This is a genomic window from Pseudazoarcus sp. NS34 (assembly GCF_059703725.1).
In genome coordinates, this window is the sequence record NZ_BAAKIZ010000007.1 from 1 (window position 1) to 1,873 (window position 1,873).

The following is a 1,873-nucleotide window of genomic DNA, read 5'->3' on the forward strand; positions in this document are numbered from 1 at the left end:
GTCTCGACCACCAAATGGTAATGGTTGGTCATCAGGCACCAGGCATGACAGACCCAGTTGAAATCCTCGGCTACCTCTCCGAGCACTTCGAGAAACCGCTCCCGATCAGTGCCGTCTTCATAGATCGCCTCACGCCGATCCCCGCGAGAGGTGATGTGATAGAGCGCACCAGAGAACTCGATTCGGATTGGGCGTGCCATGAAGATCAGGATAGGTTGCCGGGAGTATAAAATCCTGACCTGACCCCGAATCCTGACCGTTGCCCCGCTGAATCACGTGCTGGGCGCAACCGGGCAGATTGACTCTGGGCAAGCGGGCCACGGCGATTCCTCTCAATTCAGATCAAAGTGGCGCGGTTTGAAAAAAGGATCAATGACTCTTACCCTATTGATCATTGATCCTGACCCATATCGCTATATGTGAACACGGCCTAGGTTACTGAACGGTAAGATATCCCTGTGACGCCGGCCGATTCGAACGCAGCTTTAAGTGATTCAGAAATGATCAAGCTCGCATACTCCCACGGCCTGAAGAACTCCATGCCGCTCGCTTTGAGAGGATCGATATACAGGTTGTAGACTTTGTACAGCATGCCATTCTGCCGGGGAACTATGCCGCCGTAAGGCATCTCAACCCGCAGATCATCCTGTTCATAGAACTCGTATTCATCTGCCCGCGACAGATCAATCAGTCCCTTGGGAGCGTCTAAGGTAAAAATCACCTCGTATCCCATTTCTTCCGTCGGAAGCAGCGTGACTGGATACCGCTGGATTTTTCCCCCGTGGGACTCGATGAGGTCGGCTACATGGGTGCTGACGACAATAAAGTCGAAGTAGCCAAAACTAAAGTCCAGCTTCCGGCCCGGATAGCGAGTGTCGATCTGGACTTTGGCGATGCGGGGACCAGCGTAAGGGCCACGATCTGGAAGCATGTTGGCATCCAAGATATCTCCGTTTTCGTCAATGGGGTACCGGAGATGCCACATATCAGGAAACTCAGTTGCTCCGATCTGAATTTTGAAGAATGCAGTCATTGCTTAGTCACCAATCTATTCAAATATGATCCGGGAGTCTGGATTTCTTGCCCGATTCTGGCGAGTTCTTGTTTGAAAGCTTGTGGATAGACGTCCTCCGGAAGAGCACGTAATGCATTCAGGCGCTCGTACACGGCTTCGTGGTACGCCTGCGGATGTGGCCCCTTATGTCCCTCAACCCAGACTTTGTTGAGTTCATCTTGCATGGAGAGATCGGCTCTGCCGAACATTTCTTCGAACCTTGGAGTCCACGGACCGCCACTTGCCGGAGATACGCAGTTCTTGTCCGTGCAGATGTGATGTACCTGCTGAATGATCAGATCGCTGTAATGCAGCTGATCCGCCATCGGCAGCGTATGGATGAAATCCTTTGCCCACTGCTCTGCTTGATCCGCAGGATAACCCTGTAGCGCATTTGCGAGCCACGCTGTCAGCGCCTCTTGATTCTCGAGCGGAGGCGGCCCATACATCCGCTGCAGGGAGTCAGGATCCGGGATGGGGGTAGTTAGCGGACCGAAGGGCGGCGGCTGATGGCCGGCGCCGAATCCGGGGATTTGTGCCAGTTCCTCTTCGGACAGAAGGGACGCGACCCAGGCAACGGCTGAAGTGCCAGCCATCTTCAGCGCGTTCACACATACAGGCGAGCTGAGGCAGGCACGTGCTGACGCAGCGCCCCCGGCTGCGACGGCCTCGGCTATGAGTGGCCAAACCGCTGCTGCTTGTACGGCATTGTTGCTAGCCTCATTCATAGCGGCTGCGCCGCTTTGCGGGCCACCAGCGGCGGTGCCCGCACCAAGGGCGGTGAGTTGCGTGAGGGCTTGCGCTGCTCCTGGTGGCAAG

General features: G+C 55.4%; 3 protein-coding genes. All 3 read right to left on the minus strand.

Annotation, left to right across the window (positions count from 1 at the left end; genetic code table 11):
- On the minus strand, positions 1-200 hold a 200-nt coding region (locus AC6H0N_RS15575), incomplete at its 3' end, for a transposase (RefSeq protein ID WP_497575051.1).
- Positions 201-430: 230 nt separating this feature from the next.
- The gene (locus AC6H0N_RS15580) at positions 431-1,033 is read right to left on the minus strand and encodes a hypothetical protein (protein WP_497575052.1); all 603 of its coding nucleotides are present in this window, start codon (positions 1,031-1,033) and stop codon (positions 431-433) included.
- Positions 1,030-1,873, minus strand: an 844-nt coding sequence (locus AC6H0N_RS15585) for an AHH domain-containing protein (protein ID WP_497575053.1), incomplete at its 5' end; no start/stop codon positions are given. The genes AC6H0N_RS15580 and AC6H0N_RS15585, both read right to left, overlap by 4 nt.